Source organism: Mameliella sp. MMSF_3455 (assembly GCF_030733205.1).
Taxonomy (GTDB): Bacteria; Pseudomonadota; Alphaproteobacteria; order Rhodobacterales; family Rhodobacteraceae; genus Antarctobacter.
The window spans coordinates 1-25,601 of the sequence record NZ_JASHJL010000063.1; the positions used below are offsets into that span (position 1 = coordinate 1).

Annotated in this window: 22 protein-coding genes, 1 tRNA gene and 1 pseudogene; 20 read left to right on the top strand and 4 right to left on the bottom strand. The window is 62.8% G+C overall.

All coding sequences use genetic code 11. From position 1 onward, the window contains the following. Positions 1-203: hypothetical protein (locus RBB42_RS26125; RefSeq protein ID WP_305972274.1), on the bottom strand; the 203-nt coding region annotated here is incomplete at its 3' end. Between the two features lie 332 nt (positions 204-535). On the opposite strand from RBB42_RS26125, the gene RBB42_RS26130 reads away from it, so the two are divergent. Further along, a tRNA-Trp gene (locus RBB42_RS26130) sits at positions 536-611 on the top strand. A gap of 143 nt (positions 612-754) precedes the next feature. Here the strand turns inward: RBB42_RS26130 and RBB42_RS26135 are convergent. Continuing rightward, on the bottom strand, positions 755-1,174 hold the full coding sequence (locus tag RBB42_RS26135) for a hypothetical protein (protein WP_305972273.1): 420 nt from the start codon (positions 1,172-1,174) through the stop codon (positions 755-757). 310 nt (positions 1,175-1,484) lie between these two features. On the opposite strand from RBB42_RS26135, the gene secE reads away from it, so the two are divergent. Together secE and nusG are read left to right on the top strand one after the other, a co-directional pair. Continuing rightward, a complete protein-coding gene (gene secE, locus RBB42_RS26140; RefSeq protein ID WP_305972272.1) occupies positions 1,485-1,688 on the top strand; it encodes a preprotein translocase subunit SecE in 204 nt (67 codons plus the stop codon). A gap of 146 nt (positions 1,689-1,834) precedes the next feature. After that, complete coding sequence (nusG, locus tag RBB42_RS26145) at positions 1,835-2,368, top strand: transcription termination/antitermination protein NusG (protein WP_305972271.1); 534 nt, start codon at positions 1,835-1,837, stop codon at positions 2,366-2,368. Positions 2,369-2,445: 77 nt separating this feature from the next. On the opposite strand, the gene RBB42_RS26150 is transcribed toward nusG, so the two are convergent. Beyond that, positions 2,446-2,994, bottom strand: a complete 549-nt coding sequence (locus RBB42_RS26150) for a DUF6647 family protein (protein ID WP_305972270.1) — start codon at positions 2,992-2,994, stop codon at positions 2,446-2,448. A gap of 107 nt (positions 2,995-3,101) precedes the next feature. Between RBB42_RS26150 and RBB42_RS26155 the strand changes: the two genes are divergently transcribed. The 13 genes from RBB42_RS26155 to RBB42_RS26215 all read left to right on the top strand — a co-directional run bounded on the left by RBB42_RS26155 (position 3,102) and on the right by RBB42_RS26215 (position 20,885). After that, the gene (locus RBB42_RS26155) at positions 3,102-4,013 is read left to right on the top strand and encodes a LysR substrate-binding domain-containing protein (RefSeq protein ID WP_306043904.1); all 912 of its coding nucleotides are present in this window, start codon (positions 3,102-3,104) and stop codon (positions 4,011-4,013) included. Positions 4,014-4,153: 140 nt separating this feature from the next. Further along, complete coding sequence (locus RBB42_RS26160; RefSeq protein WP_371931820.1) at positions 4,154-5,239, top strand: winged helix-turn-helix domain-containing protein; 1,086 nt, start codon at positions 4,154-4,156, stop codon at positions 5,237-5,239. Positions 5,240-5,440: 201 nt separating this feature from the next. Continuing rightward, the gene (rplK, locus tag RBB42_RS26165; protein ID WP_043137451.1) at positions 5,441-5,893 is read left to right on the top strand and encodes a 50S ribosomal protein L11; all 453 of its coding nucleotides are present in this window, start codon (positions 5,441-5,443) and stop codon (positions 5,891-5,893) included. Between the two features lie 5 nt (positions 5,894-5,898). Then, entirely contained in the window at positions 5,899-6,597 is a 699-nt protein-coding gene (gene rplA / locus RBB42_RS26170; RefSeq protein ID WP_305972267.1) for a 50S ribosomal protein L1, read from the top strand. A gap of 128 nt (positions 6,598-6,725) precedes the next feature. After that, the gene (locus tag RBB42_RS26175) at positions 6,726-7,220 is read left to right on the top strand and encodes a putative pterin-binding protein (protein ID WP_305972266.1); all 495 of its coding nucleotides are present in this window, start codon (positions 6,726-6,728) and stop codon (positions 7,218-7,220) included. Positions 7,221-7,229: 9 nt separating this feature from the next. Continuing rightward, positions 7,230-9,053, top strand: coding sequence for an ATP-binding protein (locus RBB42_RS26180; RefSeq protein WP_305972265.1), 1,824 nt, complete (start codon positions 7,230-7,232; stop codon positions 9,051-9,053). 29 nt (positions 9,054-9,082) lie between these two features. After that, entirely contained in the window at positions 9,083-9,922 is an 840-nt protein-coding gene (locus RBB42_RS26185) for a lipoprotein N-acyltransferase Lnb domain-containing protein (protein WP_305972264.1), read from the top strand. Positions 9,923-10,214: 292 nt separating this feature from the next. Further along, the gene (gene rplJ / locus RBB42_RS26190) at positions 10,215-10,733 is read left to right on the top strand and encodes a 50S ribosomal protein L10 (RefSeq protein ID WP_305972263.1); all 519 of its coding nucleotides are present in this window, start codon (positions 10,215-10,217) and stop codon (positions 10,731-10,733) included. A 74-nt stretch (positions 10,734-10,807) separates the two neighbouring features. After that, positions 10,808-11,188, top strand: coding sequence for a 50S ribosomal protein L7/L12 (gene rplL / locus RBB42_RS26195; protein WP_305972262.1), 381 nt, complete (start codon positions 10,808-10,810; stop codon positions 11,186-11,188). Between the two features lie 389 nt (positions 11,189-11,577). Further along, positions 11,578-11,712: a hypothetical protein gene (locus RBB42_RS26200; RefSeq protein ID WP_305972261.1), complete on the top strand. Its 135-nt coding sequence runs from the start codon at positions 11,578-11,580 to the stop codon at positions 11,710-11,712. A gap of 87 nt (positions 11,713-11,799) precedes the next feature. Next, positions 11,800-15,942, top strand: a complete 4,143-nt coding sequence (gene rpoB / locus RBB42_RS26205) for a DNA-directed RNA polymerase subunit beta (RefSeq protein ID WP_305972275.1) — start codon at positions 11,800-11,802, stop codon at positions 15,940-15,942. Positions 15,943-16,019: 77 nt separating this feature from the next. Continuing rightward, on the top strand, positions 16,020-20,270 hold the full coding sequence (rpoC, locus tag RBB42_RS26210; protein WP_305972260.1) for a DNA-directed RNA polymerase subunit beta': 4,251 nt from the start codon (positions 16,020-16,022) through the stop codon (positions 20,268-20,270). A gap of 123 nt (positions 20,271-20,393) precedes the next feature. Next, positions 20,394-20,885, top strand: coding sequence for a DUF2867 domain-containing protein (locus RBB42_RS26215; protein WP_305972259.1), 492 nt, complete (start codon positions 20,394-20,396; stop codon positions 20,883-20,885). On the opposite strand, the pseudogene RBB42_RS26220 reads toward RBB42_RS26215, so the two are convergent. Beyond that, positions 20,861-21,295: pseudogene (locus RBB42_RS26220) on the bottom strand (glycosyltransferase). The gene RBB42_RS26215 and the pseudogene RBB42_RS26220 sit on opposite strands and share 25 nt — an antisense overlap. Positions 21,296-21,666: 371 nt before the next feature. Between RBB42_RS26220 and rpsL the strand changes: the two are divergent. From rpsL to tuf, 4 genes are all read left to right on the top strand, one after another. Then, positions 21,667-22,038 carry a 30S ribosomal protein S12 gene (gene rpsL / locus RBB42_RS26225; protein ID WP_005862801.1) on the top strand — a complete coding sequence of 124 codons (372 nt, stop codon included), beginning with the start codon at positions 21,667-21,669 and terminating at the stop codon, positions 22,036-22,038. A gap of 12 nt (positions 22,039-22,050) precedes the next feature. After that, positions 22,051-22,521, top strand: a complete 471-nt coding sequence (rpsG, locus tag RBB42_RS26230) for a 30S ribosomal protein S7 (RefSeq protein WP_043137418.1) — start codon at positions 22,051-22,053, stop codon at positions 22,519-22,521. 24 nt (positions 22,522-22,545) lie between these two features. Then, on the top strand, positions 22,546-24,663 hold the full coding sequence (gene fusA / locus RBB42_RS26235) for an elongation factor G (protein WP_305972258.1): 2,118 nt from the start codon (positions 22,546-22,548) through the stop codon (positions 24,661-24,663). Positions 24,664-24,753: 90 nt separating this feature from the next. Next, positions 24,754-25,601, top strand: an 848-nt coding sequence (gene tuf, locus RBB42_RS26240) for an elongation factor Tu (protein ID WP_305972257.1), incomplete at its 3' end; no start/stop codon positions are given.

A 25,601-nucleotide genomic window follows, 5' to 3' on the forward strand; every position in this document is an offset into this window, starting at 1 on the left:
GCGGTCATGGCGTTCGCGGCACCGGTCAGGGCTGCGGTTGCGACGAGGGCGGATGCGATCAGGGTTTTCATGTCAGTGTCCTTTCTGTTGACGGTTTGGCGGGTGGCCCGCCCTGTGTTGGCGCCGGTCTGTCTGTCCGACACCGGACTATCTGGGGCAGGGGCTGGCGGATTTGAACTCACAGGATGATCGCGTTTCGTCACGCCGATTTGTTCTTGAAAAACAGTTGAGTAGACAGGGTTTTGTGCGTGAGTGCACGGCAATGGTGCGGGTCAGAAAACGCTGGGTTTCAAGGCCCTCACACGCTCGCCGCGGGGCGTGAGGCGGGCGGTCAGAAGGGGCCGTAAAAGCGGGTTCACATGATGTTGAACACCGCGTTTTGGCCGCCTCTCGGGCGAATGTTTCAGGATTCTCTGCAGGGCGTGATCGCGCGAGATGCCTGGAACATGGCACACCCCCGGAAATCGAATGAAAAACCCGCGTCGAGGCCCCTTGATTTCGCTGTCGGGTTGGCGTACCCCACGGCACGGCCTGAAGGGGTATAGCTCAGCTGGTAGAGCGACGGTCTCCAAAACCGTAGGTCGCGGGTTCGAACCCTGCTGCCCCTGCCAAACTTCCGGACACCATCGACGGACCGGCGCGTCACTTGTACCTGCGGTGGTGCGCGGCTGCATATGGGCGCACAACTCGTACCCGCACGCAAAAAAGGGGCCGCCTTTCGGCAGCCCCTTCTTTCAAACAGCGGTGGCGCGGATCAGTTGGCCATGATCTGGCGCGCAACCTTGTCGATCTCGCTGTTGTCGCCGCTGGTGATCGCGGTCTGCAGGCGCTGGATCTCGATCTCGGTCAGGGACGAGACATCAAGTTCCGGCGCGTAGAGATTGATCTGCGAACGCTCGAACTCGGTCAGGCCGGTGGTAACGTCCACGTCGACCGGGTCCATCGGTTCAAAGTTCACATCGGTCAGCAGGGCGCGCATCTGCGCGCGTTTCTCGGACACCGACTCGCCGCTCGCGGCGATGTTGGTCAGCTGCGTCACCTGAAGCTCGGTCAGCGTTTCGACATTCACGTTCGGAAAGAACTTTTCGATGGTCTGCGTTTCAACCTGAGATTGCGCGATGGCGCCGGTGGCGACGACGGTTGCAAGGGCGGTTGCGGTGATAAAGCGTGTCATCGTGTCTAACTCCTTACTCGTGATCCATGTTCTGCCAAGGCGTGTCGCCCCGGCGGTTCTGGGCAATCAACGGGGTGGGGCGCGTCCCGTTCCATCCGGAAAACATGTTTTTTGACAGGGGGTTGTCATGGAAATTGCAGCGCGGACGCGGAAATTTGAGCGGGCGTGCAGGTTCCATCACGACATTTCCATCAAATCTCACGCCGGCGTGACCCCTGCGGCAGCGTCGCCAATCGGTGCGCGGGCCTTGTATTCATGGCTCTCTCCGCGTATTTCCTCGCAAACCACCGCACGTACGGGAAGAGACAGCATGGCAACCACCAATCCGCTTCAGTTCATCCAGCAGGTCCGGGCCGAAGTGGCCAAGATCGTCTGGCCGACCCGGCGCGAGGTTTTCCTGACCACCGTCATGGTGTTCATCATGGCCACGCTGACGGCGATTTTCTTTGCGCTGGTCGACATGGGGATCCGGTTTGGTCTGCAAACCCTGCTGTCCGTGGTCGGTGGCGCCTGAGCCGCGCCGCACAACGGACGGGAAGCGCTTGCAATACACGGCAAAGGCCGATAATGAGCCGCGATAGGGTTGGCGCGCACGGGAGTTGCGCGCCCCTTTTTGTTTCGGGCACGCCCGTGCGGGGCTTCAACAATCGAAGGTAACTCATGGCAAAGCGGTGGTACTCGGTCAGCGTCCTCTCGAACTTCGAGAAGAAGATTGCCGAACAGATCCGGACAGCGGTCGAGGAGCAAGGGCTCGAGGACCAGATCGACGAGGTTCTGGTGCCGACCGAGGAGGTGATCGAGGTTCGTCGCGGCAAGAAGGTGACAACCGAACGCCGCTTCATGCCCGGTTATGTCCTGGTGCACATGGAGATGTCGGACCAGGGCTATCACCTGGTGAACTCGATCAACCGCGTCACCGGTTTCCTTGGCCCGCAAGGCCGTCCGATGCCGATGCGCGATGCCGAGGTCGAGGCGATCCTGGGCCGCGTGCAGGAGAACGAGGACACGCCGCGCACGCTCATCCACTTTGAGGTGGGCGAAAAGGTCAAGGTCAACGACGGTCCCTTCGAGGGCTTCGACGGGATGGTCGAAGGTGTGGACGACGACAACCAGCGCCTGCGCGTGTCGGTGTCGATCTTCGGCCGCGAGACCCCGGTGGAACTGGAATTCACACAGGTCTCGAAAGAGGTCTGAGGCCGGACACCCGGTCAAAGCTCGAAAAGCGCGGGGCCTGTGTCCCGCGCTTTTCGCGTTTTCGGGCGGCGTGGTTGTCAGTCGGGGTGAATGTCCTGGCGCGGGCAGCTTGCCTCCAGTACGACGGCAATCCAGTTGACGTCCGCCGCCAGTCCCATCTCGTGCAGCCATGCATCCTGCAGGCGATAGGCCGGCAATTCCTGTGCACCGGGGCAGTACCAATGCCCCGCTTTTGCCTGGCGATGATGGACAAGCTCATGCAGCAGGACGCTGGCATCGAAGGGGTTGCGGGGGTCCCATGGCCGGATGAGGTACACTGTGCCGCTTTCGGGATCGTAAAGGCCGCGCGTCCGGCCGCCCTGTCGAGATGCGGGCCGGGTAAGGAGGTTGCGTGCCCGGGTTTCGCCGATCACCCGGATTTGCGGGGGTGTACCGCGTCTTGGCAACTCCGTCCGGGCGTCCAGCCAGTCTTCCAAGTGTGTCACCAGGTCCGATGTCGTTTCTGCGTAGCGCCAAGCCAGCGGTTCGGCCCGTGCATTCGCGCTGGCCTCGGTCAGGGGCGGCAATGACAAAAGGAGAGAGAGGACACACGCGACGCGTGCGCCGGGGCGCAGTGTGAAGGACATGGAAGCCTCCGCCGGAATTTGGGATCTGATGCAAAAAATGGTAGGATCTCGACCGGGACGACGCAAAAGGTGAATTTTCAACTGCGATTGAAAGGGATTCACGCGCGATGGGACGCAAGCTTCCCCCGTTCGCGGCGGTCCGTGCCTTCGAGGCGGCGGCGCGCCACATGAGTTTCAAGAAGGCAGCCGAAGAGCTGTGCCTTTCGCCCTCGGCCATCAGTCACCAGATACGCGCACTGGAGGGACATCTGGATACACAGCTGTTCGAGCGGCGTGGCAACGAGCTGTCGCTGACGCTCACGGGGCATGGTTATGCACAAAGCCTGACCGTCTTTCTCGACGGGGTCGCGGAGTCGACCCGTTCCGTATGCGAGGCGGGTCGGAGGCCGTTTCGGGTGCTTTGCACGCCGGGGTTCGCGGCACGCTGGCTGGTGCCAAGGCTGAATCGTCTTTCCTTTGGCGACCGGCTGCGCCTGCGGGTCTCCGAAGGGGCGCCGTCCACCGACTTTGCCAGCAATGACGCGGATGTGGTGATCCAGTGGGCGGATGACCTGACGCCCGGTGTGCGGACAGAGCCGATCATGGAATCGCACCGCTATCCCGTTGTCAGTCCGGACCTGCTGGCCCGGACGAGGGTCCGTTCGCCAGAGGATCTGCTGAACCTGACCCTGATGCATGACGAAGTGCTGGACGCATGGGCCGAATGGTTCGAGACAGCGGGTCTGGCCCCGCCGCAGATGCCTCGGGGGCCCGTGTTCCCGAATTGCGAATTCGCGACCACCGCCGCCGAACAGGGGCAGGGCGTGTCCCTGGCCTATGATGCCATGGTTCGCGGCACGCTGGATGCCGGGCGGCTGGTGCGGTTGTTCGATACCGTGACGATGCCTGTCGTCATCTATTCCGTGGCCTACCCCGAGGCGAAAGCCGGGGATCCCATGATCCGGGAATTCCGGGACTGGATCTTTGCCGAGGCGGCAGAAGACATGCCAAGGCCAAGACGGGTCGCGGCGGCCGAGTAGCGCGGGATTGCGCTTCGGCCCGGGGTGACGCATTCAAGGGGCGCACAGGTCCGCCCGAGGTCGAATTGACGCCGCTTCGCATTCACAACGCAGACGCCCGCAGGCTTTGGCTGGCTTCTCACGGATTGGCGGAGGCGCCCGTGGGCGGGCCACCGACGCTGGATGTCATCCGTGACCTGGGATTTGTCCAGCTTGACACGATCCAGGTGGTCAGCCGGGCGCACCACCACATCCTTTGGAGCCGCAACCAGAGCTATCGGGAACCGGAACTGGACCGGTTGTTGCGCAAGCGGCATGTGTTCGAACATTTCACGCATGACGCCTCTGTCCTGCCGATGGAGATGCTGCCCTTGTGGCGGCGGCAGTTCGAGAGGATGCGGCGCAAGGCCGAAAGCTGGTCCTGGTATGTCGGTCGGGGCGACGATGCCCTGATGGACGAGATTCGAGGGCGCATCCGCGAGGAGGGGGCGCTGTGCACGCGCGACTTCGACACCCGGATCGAGGGTGAGCGCGCGATGTGGAAACGCCCACCGCACAAGAAGGCGCTGGATTACCTGTGGTATGCGGGCGAACTGGCGACCTGCCACCGAGAGGGTGTCATCAAGTACTACGACCTTGCCGAACGCGTCTTTCCCGAGGACCTGCGGAACGATGTGCTGACGGACGAGGCTCAGGTCGACGGGTTGTGCCGCGCGGCGCTGGCTCGGTTGGGCTTTGGCACGCTGGGAGAAGTGCGCAAATTCTGGGATGCGGCAGAGGTGGACGAGGTATCCGCCTGGGCCGAACGGGATGCGGGCGCTCATGTGCCTGTGCAGATCGAGGGTGTGGACGGGCGCTGGACCAGGGGTGTGGCCGTGCCGGACATCGAAGACCGGCTTGCCTCGGCGCCTGCCCCCACCTCGCGCCTGCGTATCCTCAACCCCTTCGACCCGGCGATCCGGGATCGGGCCCGGGTCAGGCGGCTGTTCGGTTTCGACTATACGGTCGAGATGTTCGTGCCCGCCGAACAACGCCAGTGGGGCTATTACGTCTATCCCATGCTGGAGGTCGATCGATTGGTCGGCCGGATCGAGGTTAAGGCGGAACGCGCCAACGGCCGAATGTGCGTGATGAACCTCTGGTGGGAAAGGGGCGTGCGCGCGGGGGCTGGGCGCATGGCGCGGGTCGAGGCCGAGCTTGCCCGGCTTGCCCGCCTGGCCGGTGTCGATGAGGTTGTCTGGCCTTAGTGCCCGCATCGCAGCGCTGGCGGGCCCGATTCCATGCTTGCCAAAAGGCGTGTCCCGGGTTAGACGGCGCGCTCATGCCGACCCGGGGCGACTCGGGCGGTATACCTATCGTGGGAGGCGAGGGCATCGCGATGTCCGGACCAGACCACGCCACACAATGCCCCCAGACGCGTCCGGGGGAGATGGAACAGGAGAACGCCCGTGGCCAAGAAGCTCGCCGGCAAGATGAAGCTGCAGATCCCTGCAGGCAAAGCCAACCCCTCGCCGCCCGTGGGTCCCGCCCTGGGTCAGCGCGGCATCAACATCATGGAATTCTGCAAGGCGTTCAACGCCAAGACGCAGGACATGGAGCCGGGCGCGCCCTGCCCGACGGAGATTGTCTACTACCAGGACAAATCCTTCACCATGAACATCAAGACGCCGCCCGCGTCTTACTACCTGAAAAAGGCCGCCGGCCTGAAGCCCGTCGGCAAGCGGAACCGTCCGCGCGGCGCCGAGAACCCGGGCCGTGAGACCATCGCCTCTGTGACCGTGGCGCAGGTCCGCGAGATCGCCGAAGCCAAGATGAAAGACCTCTCGGCCAATGACGTCGAAGCGGCAATGAAGATCATCCTCGGCTCCGCGAGCTCGATGGGTATCGAGGTGAAGGGGTAATCATCATGGCAAAGCTCGGAAAACGCGCAAAGGCGGCCCGTGAGGCCTTCGCCGGCAAAGAGAACATCTCTGTCGAAGAAGCCGTGGCCCTGATCAAGTCGGCCTCGAACACCAAGTTCGATGAGACCGTGGAAATCGCCATGAACCTGGGTGTTGACCCGCGTCACGCTGACCAGATGGTCCGTGGTGTCGTCGGCCTGCCGAACGGCACCGGCAAGACCACCCGCGTGGCGGTTTTCGCCCGTGGCCCCAAGGCTGAAGAAGCCCAGGCTGCAGGTGCGGACATCGTCGGCGCCGAGGACCTGATGGAAACCATCCAGGGCGGCACCATCGAGTTCGACCGTTGCATCGCGACACCGGACATGATGCCGATCGTCGGTCGTCTCGGCAAGATCCTGGGCCCGCGCAACCTGATGCCGAACCCCAAGGTCGGCACGGTGACGATGGACGTGGCCCAGGCGGTCAAGGACGCCAAGGGTGGCCAGGTCCAGTTCAAGGCCGAGAAGGCCGGTGTCGTGCACGCTGGTGTCGGCAAGGTCTCCTTCGACGAGGCCAAGCTGGTCGAGAACATCCGCGCCTTTGTCGGTGCGGTCTCGGCGGCCAAGCCGGCCGGTGCAAAAGGCACCTACATGAAAAAGATCGCGCTGAGCTCGACCATGGGCCCGGGCGTCACGGTCGACATCGTGAACGCGACCGGCAACTGAGCCGAACCGCGGATCGGAATGCAAAAGGCGGGCCAGTGGCCCGCCTTTTTTCTTGGCCGCAAACGTCGCGTTAATGGGCTTGGCGTAGATCGGACGGGACATCATTCGTCACTCGGATGGAGATCTCGATGCTTCGGCACTGCCTTTGCTGCCTGCTATTCTTCCTGATCGCCGGTCCCGTCCGGGCGCTGGATGCTCCGCAGGGGCGGCCCCTGTTGATTGTCGGCGGCATGATCGCCGCGACCAACGACGGGGCGCTGGCCCGGTTCGACCGCGCCATGTTGCAGGCGCTGGATTGGCAGGAGATCGAGACCTATACCGAATTCACGGAGGGTGTGCACCGGCTGGCCGGGCCAAGCCTGGCGTCGCTGTTGGCGGTTCTCGGGGTGGAAAGCGGAACACTCCGGGCTGTCGCGCTTGACGATTACGTTCTCGAATTTCCCGTCTCGGACGCGGCGGATTTCGGCATCGTGCTTGCGATAGAGCGAGAGGGCAAGCCGTTCGGCGTCCGCAACAGGGGGCCGATCTGGCTGGTGTACCCGGCCCGGACACCAGAAGAGGCGGGACAATTACATACCTCGCGCATGATCTGGCAGCTGACGCGCCTCACGGTTGGACCGTGATCCGCCGACATGAAGCAGATCCGCACCTATGCCCGCACGCTACGCGCCCTGATCGCGACCATCATCGCAATGGGGCTTGCGGCGCTCTTGCTCGATTACAACCGTGCGCATGGCGAGTCGCGCGAACTGACGGTGCGCAATCTCAACAGCATGTTGTGGGGAATCAGCGAGCTGAATTTCGAAAGTCAGCGCCTCGTAACCGTTCTGAAGAATTACCAGCTGGGGCAGGCCGATCTCGAAGACGCGCAGCTGCGGTTCGACGTGTTGTGGAGCCGGGTTGACGTGGTGCGGGTCAGCCGGTTCGGGGATTCGACGGGCTTTCCCGAGCTGGTCGCCGATTTTGACAAGTTTCTCGACGCTGGCGACGCCATCCTGTTCGCGGAGTTGCCGCCGACCGACATTCAGCTGGATTGGATCATGGCGCGGTTGAAAGCCCTGACGATCCGCAGCCGGCAACTCTGGTCGGGGAATTTCGGTACCCAGAATCCGGCGAGGATCGTGCTGGACGAATTCGAGGATCGCAGCGCGACACGGCTGACCAACTTCGGGGCGCTCACTCTCCTGACGCTGTTGATGATGTATGTCCTGGCCGAGCTTTTCCTTGCCGGGCGCGGACAGCGCAAGGAGGCCGAGCTGCGCCACGAGGCCGCCGAGGCCAACGCGGCCAAGACCCGCTTTCTGGCCAATGTCAGCCACGAGATCCGGACACCGCTGAACGGCATCCTGGGCATGGCCTCGGAGCTGTCCGAATCGCAATTGACCGAGGATCAGGCGCAATGCCTGCGGATCATCGAACAATCGGGCACGGTCCTTTTGGGCACGATCAACGACGTCCTGGACCTGTCTCGGATCGAGGCCGGACAGTTGAGCGTGGAGGCCCGCCCGTTTGCCCTGCGCGGCCTGGTCGAGGCGGCTTGCGCGCTATACGGGGCGCGGGCGCGGGAAAAGGACCTGTACCTGACGCTGGACATACAGGAGAACCTGCCGCCGATCCTGATGGGCGACGAGTTCCGGATCCGGCAGGTGCTGCACAACCTGATCGCAAACGCGGTGAAGTTCACCTCGGAAGGGGGCGTCATGGTGCGCGTGCGGCCCGACCTGGACGGCAGCCGCCTTGTCATCGCGGTCCAGGACAGCGGGCCGGGCATCGAGCGTGAGGCACAATCCCGGATATTCGAACCCTTCCTGCAGGCGGATGCCAGTGTCACCCGCCGTCACGGCGGCAGCGGGCTGGGGCTGACGATCTCGCGCCAGCTGTGCCAGGCGATGGGCGGCGATCTCATGGTCGTCAGTCGACCGGGCCACGGGGCCACCTTCTTTTGTGACCTCCCGCTGCGCGCGGCCAACGCCGAGGAGGCGCGGCAGGTCCGAGTCGAGGCGGCCCGTCCGCCGAACCTGGCGGGGCGCTGCATCCTGGTCGCAGACGACAATGCGACCAATCGGCTGATTCTCGACCGTTTTCTGCGTAACACCGGGGCCGAGGTCCGGTTCGCAGAAAACGGGGAAGAGGCGGTCGATCTGGTGCGCGGGGGCGGAATCGACATGGTCCTGATGGATGTGCAAATGCCCGTCATGGACGGTGTCGTCGCCACGCGCGAGATTCGCCGGATCGAGGGGGGCGGGGGCGCTCACCGCACAGGCATCATCGCCGTCACCGCCAACGTGCTGAGCCACCAGGTCCAGAGCTATCGTGATGCCGGCATGGACGACGTGCTGTGCAAGCCGGTGTCCAAGCGTGACCTGATGGTGGTGCTCGCGGACCACATGGCGGTTTCGCCGCCGCCTGTCGGGGCCGGGACGCGGGGTCGCTATTTGCGCGCCTCGTCTTCCTGAACTTTGCGCGATCGGCTAGAGGAAGGGGCATGAAGCGATTTCTGCTCTTGCTGCCCCTGATCGCAATTGGCGGGCTGGTGTTGAACTGGCAGCTGACGCCGCCTTCGCATGACCGGGACTGGCGCGGGGACTACAGCCGCTTGCCCGGCGTTGCGCAGTCCGGCGACACCATCCGGATCGAGAACATTCGCGATTGGGACTATGCCGGGGATGGGTCGGTGACGCGGCAGGAGTGGATCACGCGCGAGATCGACCCGGATAGTTTGAGCCAGGCCTATTTCCTTGTCGAACCTTTCGGCAGCATCGACGCCATCGCCCATACCATGCTGGTTTTCGCCTTCGAGGACGGATCGGCCTATGTCGCGTCGATCGAGGCCCGTCGCGAAGTGGGAGAGGCCTACAGCGCCCCGAAGGCGGCGGTCTTGCCGATCTTCGAATACATCTTTGTCTGGACGACCGAACGCGACATGTATGGCAACAGCGAATACATGGCGGGGGATGAGTTGTTCCTCTACCCCCTCGACATTCCGCTGGCGCAGCAGCAGGCGGTGCTGCGCGCGGTCATCGCCGAAACCGCGGAGATCCAGCGGGAGCCGCGCTGGTACAACACGCTGTTCTCCAATTGCACCAACGTCCTTGCGCGGACGGTCAACAAGATCGCACCGGACGCGGTGCCCTTTGACAAGGCCTGGTTCCTGACCGGCTACGCGGATGAATTCCTCTACGCCGAGGGGTTCATCGCGCCGGGCGAGAGTTTCGAGGCAGTCCGGGATGCGGCGCTGATCTCTCCGCTGATCCGCGAGCTGTATGACATCTCTGATCCGGTCGCCTTTTCCCGTGCCTTCCGGGAGCGCCGGGCAGGGGGCTAGGCAGAAATCTGGCCGCACCCGCAGATGCCCCCTTGGCAATGCGCGCGATAATGTTAAAGAACGGCCCTGCACAGCGGGGCGCGATTCGTCGTGAGCCGTTTGCATTTCGTCCGAGACGGTGGGTTGGCCGAGGCCGCTAAATCCTGCCCGAGACGGGAAGAGACATCTTTTCAGGCCGCGACCCGTGCGCGCGCCCCACAGGATGCGTCGACCCTCATTCGGACTTCAATGGCAGGGGAAACCTTGCCGGAAAGAGCCGGAGGGTCCGCCCTCCAACAACTGGAGTGAAACTGTGGATAGAGCCCAGAAAGAAAAGGTGGTCGAGGAACTCGGCCAGGTCTTCGAAAGCTCTGGCGTCGTGGTGGTTGCCCGCTACGAAGGTCTCACGGTTGCCGAAATGACGGACCTGCGCGGTCGTGCCCGTAACGGGGACGCCGTGGTCCGTGTCGCCAAGAACAGGCTCGCCAGGATTGCCGTCGACGGAACGCAGTGCGAAGGTATCGCACCGCTCCTGGGCGGCATGACTGTTCTCACCTACTCCGAGGACCCCGTGGCTGCGGCCAAGGTCGTCGAGGACTTTGCCAAGGACAACAAGAAATTCGAGATCCTTGGCGGGTCGATGGGTGGAACGACCCTGGACCGGGCCGGTGTCGAAGCCGTGTCGAAAATGCCGTCGCGCGACGAACTCATCGCGTCGATCGTCGGCTGCATCGGCGCACCCGCTTCGAACATCGCCGGTGCCATTGGCGCACCTGCTTCGAACATCGCCTCCATCCTGTCGACCATCGAGGAAAAACAGGAAGCGGCGTAAGGCAAACCGCAATGACCCTCGTGGGGAATTCTCCCTGACGTTGGAAAACACATCTAAACGGAAAGAGTCTCAAAATGGCTGATCTTAAAGCACTCGCCGAGCAAATCGTGGGCCTGACCCTGCTCGAGGCACAAGAACTGAAAACCATCCTCAAGGACGAATACGGCATCGAGCCGGCAGCCGGTGGCGCCGTCATGATGGCGGGTCCGGCCGGCGACGCCGGTGGCGAAGCCGCTGAGGAGCAGACCGAGTTCGACGTCATCCTGAAGTCGGCCGGCGACAAGAAGATCAACGTGATCAAGGAAGTCCGCGGCATCACCGGCCTGGGCCTGAAAGAAGCCAAAGAGCTGGTCGAAGCCGGCGGCAAGGCTGTCAAGGAAGGCGTTTCCAAGGACGAAGCCGAGGAAATCAAGAAAAAGCTCGAAGACGCAGGCGCGGAAATCGAGCTCAAGTGATCTGGCGGGAAGCAGCCGCTTCCCCGTCCATTTCGGAACGCCTCCGGTCCTGCCGGAGGCGTTTTTCTTTGGTGGGGCCAAGGCCGGTGGCCGCATTCAAAGCTGGTCGGAAGGCGGCGAAGGGTGCCGCAAATCGCATCCCAGCTTGACGATCTGGCGAACTTTTGCCATTCTCTCCGGGTGTGGAAATCGCAACGCTCCTTCTGTGGGCTTGCGTTCTTGTGCTTAACCGAATATTCGAAAGTCTCCTGCGGGGTCGAGCGATTCGAGCCCGCTATCGGCTTTTTGGATTGCGAGGTGTCGGCAGCTCCCCATTTAAATGTCAGCGCATGGTTCCAAGTCGTCCCGTCAATCCCGAAAATGCAGCCGGATCGACGCCTGGCAACGCCATGACCCTCGATTTTGCGCTGATCTCCGAACATGAACGCCCGTCTTGGCAAGCCCCTCTGTCCGAGGGGCTTCCCAAGGCAGGACACTACGGATCGAGTGGCACGCGGTGGGACGCGCGCCGAGAATGGATCTGAATGACTGTCATCACTGACGCGCCGGCGGCTGTGGCCCCCGACAGCCGGTCCGCGCGGGCAGAGAACACGGAAAGGGTGGCTCCACTCATGGCGCAAAGTTTCCTCGGTCAGAAACGCCTTCGTCGCTACTACGGCAAAATTCGTGAAGTCCTTGAAATGCCGAACCTCATCGAGGTTCAGAAATCCAGCTACAAGCTGTTCCTCGAAAGCGGCGACCAGCCGCAGCCGATGGACGGCGAGGGCATCAAGGGCGTTTTCCAATCGGTCTTCCCGATCAAGGACTTCAACGAGACCGCCGTCCTGGAATTCGTCAACTACGAGCTGGAAAAGCCGAAATACGACGTCGAAGAATGCATGCAGCGCGACATGACCTACAGCGCCCCGCTGAAGGTCACCCTGCGCCTGATCGTTTTCGACGTGGATGAGGACACCGGCGCCAAGTCGGTCAAGGACATCAAGGAGCAGGATGTCTTCATGGGCGACATGCCCCTGATGACGCCCAACGGCACCTTCATTGTCAATGGCACCGAGCGGGTCATCGTTTCCCAGATGCACCGTTCGCCAGGTGTGTTCTTTGACCACGACAAGGGCAAGACGCATTCCTCGGGCAAGCTTCTGTTCGCCTGCCGGATCATTCCCTACCGCGGCTCCTGGCTCGACTTCGAATTCGACGCCAAGGACATCGTGTTCGCCCGCATCGACCGTCGCCGCAAGCTGCCGGTGACGACGCTCCTGTACGCCCTGGGCCTTGACCAGGAAGCGATCATGGACGCCTACTACGAGACGGTGAACTTCGAGTATCGCCGTGGCGAAGGCTGGGCGACCCGCTTCTTCCCCGAGCGCGTTCGTGGCACCCGTCCGACCTTTGACCTGGTCGATGCCGACAGCGGTGAAGTGATCGCCGAAGCCGGCAAGAAGGTCACGCCGCGCGCGGTGAAAAAGCTGATCGACGAAGGCAAGGTCCAGAACCTGCTGGTGCCGTTTGAGCACATCGTCGGCAAGTTCGTCGCCAAGGACATCATCAACGAGGAAAACGGCGCCATCTACGTCGAGGCCGGGGACGAGTTGACCTGGACCGTCGACAAGGACGGCGAAGTGACCGGCGGCACGCTGAAAGAGCTGCTGGACGCCGGCATCACCGACATCCCTGTCCTGGACATCGATAACGTCAATGTCGGTCCGTACATGCGCAACACGATGGCGCAGGACAAGAACATGGACCGCAACACCGCGCTGATGGACATCTATCGCGTGATGCGTCCGGGCGAGCCGCCCACCGTCGAAGCCGCTTCGGCGCTGTTCGACACGCTGTTCTTCGACTCCGAGCGCTACGACCTGTCCGCCGTGGGCCGTGTCAAGATGAACATGCGCCTGGCGCTGGACAAGCCGGACACCCAGCGCACGCTGGACCGCGAAGACATTGTCGCCTGCATCAAGGCGCTGGTGGACCTGCGTGACGGCAAGGGCGACATCGACGACATCGACCACCTGGGCAACCGTCGCGTCCGCTCTGTCGGTGAACTGATGGAAAACCAGTACCGCGTCGGCCTGCTGCGCATGGAGCGCGCGATCAAGGAACGCATGTCCTCGGTCGAGATCGACACCGTCATGCCGCAGGACCTGATCAACGCCAAGCCGGCGGCGGCCGCCGTGCGCGAATTCTTCGGCTCCTCGCAGCTGTCGCAGTTCATGGACCAGACCAACCCGCTGTCCGAAGTGACGCACAAACGCCGTCTTTCGGCGCTTGGACCGGGCGGCCTGACCCGCGAGCGCGCCGGTTTCGAGGTGCGCGACGTGCACCCGACGCACTATGGCCGGATGTGCCCGATCGAGACGCCGGAAGGCCCGAACATCGGTCTGATCAACTCGCTGGCGACCTTTGCCCGCGTGAACAAGTACGGTTTCATCGAGACCCCCTATCGCGTGGTCAAGGACCGTGTCGTCACCGACGAGGTGCACTACATGTCCGCGACAGAGGAAATGCGTCACACCGTGGCGCAGGCCAACGCGCAGCTGGACGATGGTGGCCGGTTCAAGAACGACCTGGTGTCGACCCGGAAATCCGGTGACTACACGCTGTCTCCCTCGGAAAACGTCGACCTGATCGACGTGTCGCCGAAACAGCTGGTCTCGGTTGCGGCCTCGCTGATCCCCTTCCTGGAAAACGACGACGCCAACCGCGCCCTGATGGGCTCGAACATGCAGCGTCAGGCGGTTCCGACCCTGCGCGCCGAGGCGCCGCTTGTCGGTACCGGCATCGAGGAAGTCGTGGCACGCGACTCCGGCGCGGCGGTTCTGGCCAAGCGGGCCGGGATCATCGACCAGGTCGACGCGATGCGGATCGTGGTGCGCGCCACCGAGGATCTCGAACCGGGCGACCCGGGCGTCGACATCTACCGGATGCGCAAGTTCCAGCGTTCGAACCAGAACACCTGCATCAACCAGAAGCCGTTGGTGAAGGTGGGGCAGAAGGTCGGCAAGAACGAGGTCATCGCGGATGGTCCGTCCACCGACATGGGGGAACTGGCGCTTGGCAAGAACGTCATCGTCGCCTTCATGCCCTGGAATGGCTACAACTACGAGGACTCGATCCTGATCTCCGAGCGGATCGCCAAGGATGACGTGTTCACCTCTGTCCACATCGAGGAATTCGAAGTGGCGGCGCGCGACACCAAGCTTGGCCCGGAAGAGATCACACGCGACATTCCCAACGTCGGCGAGGAAGCCCTGCGCAACCTCGACGAGGCGGGCATCGTCTACATCGGGGCCGACGTTGAGCCGGGCGATATCCTCGTGGGCAAGATCACCCCCAAGGGTGAGAGCCCGATGACGCCGGAAGAGAAACTCCTCCGCGCCATCTTCGGTGAAAAGGCGTCGGACGTGCGCGACACCTCTCTGCGTGTCAAGCCGGGCGATTACGGTACGGTCGTCGAGGTCCGGGTGTTCAACCGCCACGGCGTCGAAAAGGACGAACGTGCGCTGCAGATCGAGCGTGAAGAGATCGAACAGCTGGCCCGTGACCGGGACGACGAGCTGGCGATCCTCGACCGCAACATCTACGCCCGTCTCAAGGACATGATCCTGGGCAAGACGGCCGTGAAAGGCCCGCGCGGCGTCAAGCCGAACTCGGAAATCACCGAGGACCTGTTGGAAACCCTGACCCGCGGTCAGTGGTGGCAGCTGGCCCTGGGCGAGGAAGAGGACGCCAAGCACGTCGAAGCCCTGCACGAGCAGTACGAAGTGCAGAAGCGCGCCCTGGACGCCCGTTTCGAAGACAAGGTCGAGAAGGTCCGCCGTGGCGACGACCTGCCCCCGGGCGTGATGAAGATGGTCAAGGTCTTCATCGCGGTGAAGCGCAAGCTGCAGCCGGGCGACAAGATGGCCGGCCGTCACGGCAACAAGGGTGTCGTGTCGCGCGTGGTGCCGCAGGAGGACATGCCTTTCCTTGCGGACGGGACGCCGGTCGACTTCTGTCTCAACCCGCTGGGCGTTCCCTCGCGGATGAACGTCGGTCAGATCCTTGAAACCCACATGGGCTGGGCCGCGCGCGGTCTGGGCATCGAGGTGGACGAGGCCCTGCAGGAATACCGCCGGTCGGGTGACCTGACCCCGGTGCGCGAGGCGCTGCGGATCGCCTATGGCGACGAGGTCTACCAGGAAGGGCTGGAGCCGCTCGACGAGGAAGGCCTGCTGGAAGCGGCTGGCAACGTCACCCGTGGCGTGCCGATCGCGACCCCGGTCTTCGACGGTGCCAAGGAAGCCGACGTGAACGACGCGCTCAAGCGGGCCGGTTTCGACCAGAGCGGCCAGTCCGACCTGTTCGACGGCCGCACGGGCGAAAAGTTCAGCCGGAAGGTGACGGTGGGTGTGAAGTATCTGCTGAAACTGCACCACCTGGTCGACGACAAGATCCACGCCCGGTCGACGGGGCCGTACTCGCTCGTCACGCAGCAGCCGCTGGGTGGTAAGGCGCAGTTCGGCGGTCAGCGCTTCGGTGAGATGGAGGTCTGGGCCCTGGAAGCCTACGGTGCAGCCTACACCCTGCAGGAGATGCTGACGGTGAAATCGGACGACGTGGCAGGCCGGACCAAGGTCTACGAGTCGATCGTCAAGGGCGAGGACAACTTCGAGGCCGGCGTGCCGGAATCGTTCAACGTTCTCGTCAAGGAGGTCCGGGGTCTGGGCCTCAACATGGAACTCCTGGATGCGGAGGAGGAAGACGCCGAATGATGCCTGCGAGGGCCCATTTCGGCGGGGCGCTGCGGCGCCCCCTCCCCACCGCTTCCCTCTGAATTTGTGAGGAACACATGAACCAGGAACTGACCAACAACCCGTTCAACCCGCTGACCCCGACCAAGGTCTTTGACGAGATCAAGGTGTCGCTGGCGTCGCCGGAACGGATCCTTTCGTGGTCCTTCGGCGAGATCAAGAAGCCGGAAACCATCAACTACCGTACGTTCAAGCCCGAGCGTGACGGCCTGTTCTGCGCGCGTATCTTTGGCCCGATCAAGGATTACGAATGCCTCTGCGGCAAGTACAAGCGCATGAAGTATCGCGGCGTCGTCTGCGAGAAGTGCGGGGTCGAAGTCACGCTGCAAAAGGTGCGCCGCGAGCGCATGGGCCACATCGAACTGGCCGCGCCCTGCGCCCATATCTGGTTCCTCAAGTCGCTGCCCTCGCGCATCGGCCTGATGCTGGACATGACGCTGCGTGATCTGGAACGCGTGCTGTACTTCGAAAACTACGTCGTGATCGAACCAGGCCTGACGGACCTCACCTATGGTCAGATGATGACCGAGGAAGAGTTCCTGGATGCGCAGGACCAATACGGCATGGACGCATTCACCGCCAATATCGGCGCCGAGGCGATCCGCGAAATGCTGGCCGCGATCGACCTGGAGGCCGAGGCAGAGAACCTGCGCGCGGACCTCAAGGAAGCGACGGGCGAGCTGAAGCCCAAGAAGATCATCAAGCGCCTGAAGGTGGTTGAGAGCTTCCTCGAGTCGGGCAACCGCCCCGAATGGATGATCCTGACCGTCGTGCCGGTCATCCCGCCGGAACTGCGCCCGCTGGTGCCGCTGGACGGTGGCCGCTTTGCGACCTCCGACCTGAACGATCTGTACCGCCGCGTCATCAACCGGAACAACCGCCTCAAGCGGCTGATCGAACTGCGCGCGCCTGACATCATCGTCCGCAACGAAAAGCGGATGCTGCAGGAATCGGTGGACGCATTGTTCGACAACGGCCGCCGTGGCCGCGTCATCACCGGTGCCAACAAGCGCCCGCTGAAATCGCTGTCGGACATGCTGAAAGGCAAGCAGGGCCGTTTCCGCCAGAACCTTCTGGGGAAACGCGTCGACTTCTCCGGCCGTTCAGTCATTGTAACGGGGCCGGAACTGAAGCTGCACCAGTGCGGCTTGCCCAAGAAGATGGCGCTGGAACTGTTCAAGCCCTTCATTTACTCGCGGCTGGAGGCCAAGGGCCTGTCCAGCACCGTGAAGCAGGCGAAGAAGCTGGTCGAGAAAGAGCGCCCCGAGGTCTGGGACATCCTCGACGAGGTCATCCGTGAGCACCCGGTTCTGCTGAACCGCGCGCCCACGCTGCACCGTCTGGGCATCCAGGCGTTCGAACCCACGTTGATCGAGGGCAAGGCGATCCAGCTGCACCCGCTGGTCTGCTCGGCCTTCAACGCCGACTTCGACGGTGACCAGATGGCCGTGCACGTTCCGCTGAGCCTCGAGGCCCAGCTGGAAGCGCGCGTCCTGATGATGTCGACGAACAACGTTCTGTCGCCCGCCAACGGCGCACCGATCATCGTTCCGTCGCAGGACATGATCCTTGGCCTCTACTACGTCACTATCGCCCGCGATGGCATGAAGGGCGAAGGCATGGTCTTCTCCTCGCCGGAAGAGGTTCAGCACGCGCTGGACTCGGGCGAGGTGCATCTGCACGCCAAGATCACCTGCCGGGTCAACCAGATCGACGAGGAAGGCAACGAGGTCTGGCAGCGCTTCGAGACCACCCCGGGCCGTGTGCGCCTGGGTGGCCTGCTGCCGCTCAACGCCAAGGCGCCCTTCGAGCTGGTCAACCGTCTGCTCCGCAAGGGCGACGTGCAGACCGTCATCGACACCGTCTACCGTTACTGCGGTCAGAAAGAGTCGGTGATCTTCTGTGACCAGATCATGCGCCTGGGCTTTGTCGAGGCCTTCAAGGCGGGCATCTCGTTCGGCAAGGACGACATGGTCATCCCCGACAACAAGTGGGAACTGGTCGACGAGACACGTGACCAGGTGAAGGACTTTGAACAGCAGTACATGGACGGCCTGATCACGCAGGGCGAAAAGTACAACAAGGTCGTGGATGCCTGGTCGAAGTGTAACGACAAGGTCACCGAGGCGATGATGAACACCATCTCCGCCCGGCGCGAGGACCAGGATGGGGCCGAGATGGAACCTAACTCGGTTTACATGATGGCCCACTCCAAGGCCCGTGGCTCGGTCACGCAGATGAAACAGCTGGGTGCGATGCGCGGCCTGATGGCGAAGCCGAACGGCGACATCATCGAAACGCCGATCATCTCGAACTTCAAGGAAGGCCTGACCGTTCTGGAGTACTTCAACTCCACCCACGGTGCCCGTAAGGGCCTGTCGGACACCGCTCTCAAGACGGCGAACTCGGGTTACCTGACCCGTCGTCTGGTGGACGTCGCGCAGGACTGCATCATCCGCATGACGGACTGCGGCACCGACCGTGCGATCACCGCCGAAGCGGCAGTGAACGACGGCGAAGTCGTGGCGACGCTGGGCGAACGCGTCCTGGGCCGTGTCGCGGCCGAGGACCTGCTGCACCCCGAGACCGGCGACCTGATGGTGCGCGAAGGCGAGCTGATCGACGAACGCATGGCCGACACCGTCGAGGAATCCGGCCTGCAGACCGCGCGCATCCGTTCGCCCCTGACCTGCGAGGCCGAGGAAGGCGTCTGCGCGACCTGCTATGGTCGTGACCTGGCGCGCGGCACGATGGTGAACACCGGCGAAGCCGTGGGCATCATCGCGGCGCAGTCGATCGGTGAACCCGGCACGCAGCTGACCATGCGGACCTTCCACATGGGCGGTGTTGCGCAGGGCTCGTCGCGGTCCTTCCTGGAAGCCAGCCAGAACGGCAAGATCGCCTTTGCGAACCCCGGCATCATCACCAATGCCGCGGGAGAACAGATCGTCATGAACCGGAACATGCAGGTTCTGATCATGAACGACCAGGGCGAGGAAATCGCATCCCACAAGATGGGCTACGGTTCCAAGCTGTTCGTGGAAGAAGGTCAGGACGTCAAGCGCGGCGACAAGTTGTTCGAGTGGGACCCCTACACCCTGCCGATCATCGCCGAGAAGGACGGTGTCGCCAAGCACGTCGACCTGGTGACCGGGATCGCCGTGCGCGACGAGACCGACGATGCCACCGGCATGACCCAGAAGATCGTGATCGACTGGCGGGCCGCGCCCAAGGGCAACGAGCTCAAGCCCGAGATCATCCTGATGGATGCCGACGGCGAGCCGGTGCGCAACGATGCGGGCAACCCGATCACCTACCCGATGTCGGTTGACGCCATCCTGTCCTGTGAAGACGGGCAGGAGGTCAAGGCCGGTGACGTGGTGGCGCGTATCCCGCGCGAAGGTGCGAAGACGAAGGACATCACCGGTGGTCTGCCGCGTGTGGCCGAACTCTTCGAGGCACGCCGTCCCAAGGATCACGCCATCATCGCCGAGATCGACGGCTATGTGCGCTTTGGCAAGGACTACAAGAACAAGCGCCGCATCACGATCGAACCCGCGGACGAGAACCTCGAGCCCAAGGAATACATGATCCCCAAGGGCAAGCACATCCCGGTGGGCGAGGGCGACTACGTCCAGAAGGGCGACTACATCATGGACGGCAACCCGGCCCCGCACGACATCCTGTCGATCATGGGAATCGAGGCCCTTGCCAACTACATGATCGACGAGGTGCAGGACGTCTATCGACTGCAGGGTGTGAAGATCAACGACAAGCACGTCGAGGTCATCGTTCGCCAGATGCTGCAGAAGTGGGAGATCCTGGACTCGGGCGACACCACGCTGCTCAAGGGCGAACACGTCGACAAGGTCGAATTCGACGAGGCCAACGCCAAGGCCGAGAAGAAGGGTGGCCGTCCGGCGCAGGGCGAACCGATCCTGCTGGGCATTACCAAGGCCTCGTTGCAGACCCGCTCGTTCATCTCGGCGGCCTCCTTCCAAGAGACCACTCGCGTGCTGACCGAGGCCTCGGTTCAGGGCAAGAAGGACAAGCTGGTCGGCCTGAAGGAAAACGTCATCGTTGGCCGCCTGATCCCGGCGGGCACCGGCGGCGCGACCCAGAAGGTGCGCAAGATTGCCCAGGACCGCGACAACGTCGTGATCGAGGCACGCCGCGAGGAGGCCGAAGCAGCCGCCGCGCTGGCTGCCCCGGAGCCGATGAGCGACGACGTGGTCGGCGGCGACGAGTTCGACACACTGATCGTCGACACTCCGGAAAGCCGCGAGTGATCGCCACGGCCCAAGGGTTCTGACATCGAAAACGCCCCCGCGAATCGCGGGGGCGTTTTTTCTTGGTCACAGGCACGGCATGGCGGCTTTGCGCATCGCGGCCGGTCGTGACACAAGAGTGCCATGCAGATCGAGACATCTCAGCTGCGGATCGTCGCACTGCGTAGCCAGTTGAATTTCCTGGATATCCAGTCCGTGACCCTTGCGGAGCCTCTGAGCCCGATCCAGACCTATGGGCACCTGTCAGGCTGGATGGCGCAACGGTACGGCTGGGCCTTTCGCGTCCGGGATGTGTTGAGCGCGCCCTTTGGCGTGCGACCTGTTCGTGGGTTCTCAGGACGTGCTCCGGTGGCTGCGACCGAAGGTGAGAGGCTGGATTTCTTCCTGGTCGAGCAAGCCACTCCGGAGGTGTTGGTGCTGACAGCGCGCGACAGGCATCTTGATGTGATGACCTGTATTGCCTGTTCGGGCCGGGACGTGTCCATCATCTCGTCTGTCGTGACCCATAATGCCTTTGGCCGCCTGTACATGGCCGTGGTCGGCCCCGTACATCGGGTGATGCTCCGCCGATCACTTGCCCACTTGAGGGCTCAGGCAAATACCCGAAGGACCTGATCCGCGTCGATCGCAAAGCTCGCCTTCAACTCGGCCTCGCCCGCGGTATCAAGGCGGGGCAGGGGGACGGGTTTCCCTTGCCGCGAGTCGTTGTGATCATTCTGGCAGGCCTTGCGGTGAGGCCCGGGCGGGCGCGACAGGATCACGGATTGCGGAAAACCAGCGATCAGCGCAGCAAGTCGTTCGATCCAATGGGCCGGCATGGCATCGCCGACGAGGATCGCGAACAGGAAATCCGGATCTGTTTGCGCCTTGAAACCCGGCAGGCAAAGGCAATCGAAATGCCGAAACCGCTCTTCCATGCGGGGCGGTGCATAGAGCTAGGCCATACGTTCCTCGAGACTGGAATGCGCAACCCGAAAGCCGCCTTCGGCAGGACGGGAAAACCGGCAGAATCCGATGACTTGCATCCCTTTGTCCCGTGTGCGATGCGGTTGCCCTTGAATGGCATTGCCACCTGGTCCACGCAGGCCTGCAGGGCTGTTGACAAGGTCCGCGACTCCCCCTATACGCCCCGCTAATCCGCGTCAGACTTCGGGCTGATTGCGTCCTTACATAACCAGGCGGTCATGATCCGGGCCACTATCGCCCCGATCCTCTGAACACCCACCGCGTCGTTTCCTCGGTACGGAAACGGATGCGGTTTTTTCGTCGTTTGCCATCACGTCTTGGCGGCGGCACACGAACCGGCCCGCGCGATCGCGCGCGAAGCCAGAACCTGAAACTCCGCACGGGAAGGCCCGTGCAACACATTTGTGAGAAGCACGGGGAAATAACCGGAATGCCCACGATCCAACAGCTGATCCGCAAGCCGCGGCAGCCCAAAGTCAAGCGCTCGAAGTCGCAGCACCTTGAGCAGTGCCCGCAGAAACGCGGTGTCTGCACCCGCGTCTACACCACCACGCCGAAGAAGCCGAACTCGGCTATGCGGAAGGTGGCAAAGGTGCGTCTGACCAACGGTTACGAGGTGATCAGCTACATCCCCGGTGAAAGCCACAACCTGCAGGAGCACTCGGTGGTCCTGATCCGTGGCGGCCGTGTCAAAGACCTTCCCGGTGTGCGTTACCACATCCTCCGCGGTGTTCTGGATACCCAGGGCGTCAAGGATCGTAAGCAGCGTCGCTCCAAGTACGGCGCGAAGCGTCCCAAGTAAGAGGATACACAGATGTCTCGTCGTCACGCCGCAGAAAAACGCGAAGTCCTGCCCGACGCCAAGTATGGCGATCGCGTCCTGACCAAGTTCATGAACAACCTGATGTACGACGGCAAGAAATCCGCCGCCGAACGCATCGTCTACAACGCGCTCGACCGGGTCGAAGCCAAGGTCAAGCGCGCGCCGGTGGAAATCTTCCACGAGGCGCTGGACAACATCAAGCCGTCGGTCGAGGTCCGCTCGCGCCGGGTTGGTGGTGCCACCTACCAGGTTCCGGTCGAAGTGCGCCCCGAGCGCCGCGAAGCCCTCGCCATCCGCTGGCTGATCAACGCATCGCGCGCCCGCAATGAAAACACCATGGAAGAACGCCTCGCCGGCGAGCTGATTGACGCAGTGCAGTCACGCGGTGCCGCCGTTAAGAAGCGCGAAGACACCCACAAGATGGCCGACGCCAACAAGGCGTTCAGCCATTACCGCTGGTAAACATTTCTTCTGAGGACAAGCCCTATGGCACGCGATTATCCCCTCGAGCGTTACCGGAACTTCGGTATCATGGCGCATATCGACGCCGGCAAGACCACCTGTTCCGAACGCATCCTGTTCTACACCGGCAAGTCGCACAACATCGGCGAGGTGCATGACGGCGCCGCGACGATGGACTGGATGGAGCAGGAGCAGGAACGCGGGATCACCATCACCTCGGCTGCGACCACCACCTTCTGGGAGCGCACCGAGAACGGCACCGAGCCGGATTCCGAAAAGCACCGCCTGAACATCATCGACACCCCCGGCCACGTTGACTTCACCATCGAAGTCGAGCGTTCGCTGGCGGTTCTCGACGGTGCCGTCTGTGTTCTGGACGCCAACGCCGGCGTCGAGCCGCAGACCGAAACCGTGTGGCGTCAGGCTGACCGCTACAAGGTTCCGCGCATCGTCTTCGTCAACAAGATGGACAAGATCGGCGCTGACTTCTTCAACTGTGTCCGCATGATCGAGGACCGCACCGGCGCCCGCGCCGTTCCCGTCGGCATCCCGATCGGCGCAGAGTCCGAGCTGGAAGGCCTGATCGACCTCGTCACCATGAAGGAATGGGTCTGGCGTGGTGACGACCTTGGCGCGACCTGGTTCCAGGAAGAGATCCGTGCCGATCTCAAGGACATGGCCGAAGAGTGGCGTGGCAAGATGATCGAGGCCGCCGTCGAGGAAGACGACGACGCGATGGAAGCCTACCTGGAAGGTGAAGAGCCCGACGTGCCGACCCTGCGCAAACTGCTGCGCAAGGGCACGCTGAACCTGAACTTTGTTCCGGTCCTGGGTGGATCCGCCTTCAAGAACAAGGGTGTCCAGCCGCTGCTGAACGCCGTGATCGACTACCTGCCCAGCCCGCTGGACGTGGTCGACTACATGGGCTTCGCACCGGACGACGAGACCGAAACGCGGAACATCCCGCGTCGCGCGGATGACACGATGCCCTTCGCCGGCCTCGCGTTCAAGATCATGAACGACCCCTTCGTCGGTTCGCTGACCTTCACCCGGATCTACTCCGGCGTGATGAACAAGGGTGACAACATCCTCAACTCGACCAAGGGCAAGAAAGAGCGCATCGGTCGTATGATGATGATGCACTCGAACAACCGCGAAGAGATCGAAGAAGCCTTCGCAGGCGACATCATCGCGCTGGCGGGTCTGAAGGACACCACCACGGGTGACACGCTTTGCGACGCAAAGGCACCGGTGGTTCTGGAAACCATGACCTTCCCGGAGCCGGTGATCGAGATCGCGGTCGAGCCCAAGACCAAGGGCGACCAGGAAAAGATGTCCCAGGGTCTGGCCCGTCTGGCCGCCGAAGACCCGTCCTTCCGCGTGGAAACCGACCTGGAATCGGGTCAGACCATCATGAAGGGCATGGGTGAACTTCACCTGGACATCCTGGTTGACCGTCTCAAGCGCGAGTTCAAGGTCGAGGCGAACATCGGTGCGCCGCAGGTGGCCTATCGTGAGACCATCTCGCACCCGATCGAACACACCTACACCCACAAGAAACAGTCGGGTGGTTCGGGTCAGTTCGCCGAGGTCAAGCTGGAGATCACCCCGACCGAGCCGGGCGAGGGCTACACTTTTGAATCGCGCATCGTCGGCGGTGCCGTTCCGAAGGAATACATCCCCGGTGTCGAAAAGGGCATCAACTCGGTCATGGACTCCGGTCCGCTTGCCGGCTTCCCGGTGATCGACTTCAAGGTGGCCCTGCTGGACGGCAAGTTCCACGACGTCGACTCCTCGGTCCTGGCCTTCGAGATCGCAAGCCGGATGTGCATGCGTGAAGGTCTCCGCAAGGCCGGCGCAAAGCTGCTGGAACCGATGATGAAGGTCGAAGTGATCACCCCGGAAGAATACACCGGCGGTATCATCGGTGACCTGACCTCGCGTCGTGGCCAGGTGTCTGGCCAGGAGCCGCGCGGCAATGCGGTGGCGATCAATGCCAACGTCCCGCTGGCCAACATGTTCGGCTACATCAACACCCTGCGTTCGATGTCTTCGGGCCGCGCGCAGTTCACGATGCAGTTCTCGCACTACGATCCCGTCCCGCAGAACATCTCGGACGAGATCCAGGCCAAGTACGCGTAACCGGCGGTGCGCCGTAAAGGCGCACCCTACACCAGCCCGTAGGGTGCGCAGATTTGCGCACCGCACGACAAGAAAAAGGGAGCCAATACAATGGCAAAGGAAAAGTTTGAACGCGGCAAGCCGCACTGCAACATCGGCACCATTGGTCACGTTGACCACGGCAAGACGACGCTGACGGCGGCGATCACCAAGTATTTCGGTGACTTCAAGGCCTACGACCAGATCGACGGCGCACCGGAAGAGAAGGCCCGCGGCATCACCATCTCGACCGCGCACGTGGAATACGAGACCGACAACCGCCACTACGCGCACGTCGACTGCCCCGGCCACGCCGACTACGTCAAGAACATGATCACCGGTGCCGCCCAGATGGACGGCGCGATCCTGGTGGTGAACGCCGCTGACGGCCCGATGCCGCAGACGCGCGAGCACATCCTGCTGGGCCGCCAGGTGGGCATCCCCGCCATGGTCGTGTTCCTGAACAAGGTCGACCAGGTCGACGACGAGGAGCTGCTGGAGCTCGTGGAAATGGAAGTCCGCGAACTGCTGTCCGAGTACGACTTCCCGGGCGACGACGTTCCGATCATCGCCGGTTCGGCGCTGGCCGCTCTCGAAGGCCGTGACCCGGAAATCGGCGAAGAGAAGATCAAGGAACTGATGGCCGCCGTGGACGAGTACATCCCGCAGCCGGAGCGTGCCGTCGACCAGCCCTTCCTGATGCCGATCGAAGACGTGTTCTCGATCTCGGGCCGCGGTACGGTTGTGACCGGCCGTGTCGAGCGTGGTGTGATCAACGTCGGTGACGAAATCGAAATCGTGGGCATCCGCGACACCTCGAAGACGACCTGCACGGGCGTTGAAATGTTCCGCAAGCTGCTGGACCGCGGCGAAGCCGGCGACAACATCGGCGCGCTGCTGCGCGGTGTCGACCGTGACGG